General features: G+C 56.9%; 1 protein-coding gene and 1 pseudogene. Both read right to left on the minus strand.

The features are described 5' to 3' along the window. On the minus strand, nt 1-573 hold a 573-nt coding region (locus C7K08_RS14595), incomplete at its 3' end, for a hypothetical protein (RefSeq protein ID WP_241537293.1). Between the two features lie 4 nt (nt 574-577). Beyond that, nucleotides 578-914 (minus strand): annotated as a pseudogene (locus C7K08_RS14600) (type II toxin-antitoxin system HipA family toxin); the annotation flags it as partial.

Below are 914 nucleotides of genomic sequence, written 5' to 3' on the forward strand. Positions count from 1 at the left end.
GCCGTAGAGGGCCTCCACCGGATCTGCCCCTTCTGGGTTTGCTGGATCCTTCAGTTGCGCAAATACATGGAGCAGCAACTTGTCGATATCGGGTTGCTGCTTAGCCAATACGGCAAGCATCTTGAGGCGAACGGCAGCATGGTCGTCGTTGGGACGCAACAGATCCTTGAGCTTGCTAGTACGTACAGAAGAGAGAAAAAAAGCCTTGTGCTGTTGGGCCAGCTCCTTAAATTCCAGGGTGAGCCCGGCTTCTTGGATATCGAGGGAAGCGCGATCGGCCTTGAACTCATGGCCTGCAAGCAACAGATCCAGCAGCCAGTTGTCTGGTTCAGGCGGCTTGGCTATGGGCAGATAAAGCAAAAAGCGTTGATCCAGCGCCGCCCGGCTTATGGCCACCTTCACGGAAAACTCGTTGCCCTCCACGCGGAGCTTTTCAACGGCCTTGGGCTGATAGTTGTCAAAGTCTTCTGCCCATTCGCCGCTGGGGTCGTACCAAAGCACCACGCGCTTGCGGGCCAAAGCACCATCGAGGCTGTCGTGGATGCGGGTGGTGGTTGCAGGGGAAGCAGGCATCAGATCAGCTCTGAAACAGTTGGCGTTGAAGCTGGCTGGCGGAACTTTGCAGACCGACCAATAACGGTTCGGCAACGGTTTGCGGAAAGCCAGCAGGCAGCTGGGACTGCACTGAACTAATTACAGCTGGAGTTTGGGCGATCAGATCATCAAGGATGACATTTGCATCGCCAAGGCCAAGCCGTTTTGCGGTGAGCAGCATGCGCCGGGCTGTGATCTCTAAAGGCTTGGTGTAGCGCCCTTTTTCACCATGCCAGGCCATCGCCATCCTGAGTTTTTGCTGGGGCCACTGGCCCCTGGCCCGTCCGATTACCGGCCAGGCCGAGAGCACGTCATAGAGC

Origin of the sequence: Synechococcus lacustris str. Tous (genome assembly GCF_003011125.1) — a bacterium.
In the GTDB taxonomy this organism is placed as follows: Bacteria; Cyanobacteriota; Cyanobacteriia; order PCC-6307; family Cyanobiaceae; genus Synechococcus_D; species Synechococcus_D lacustris.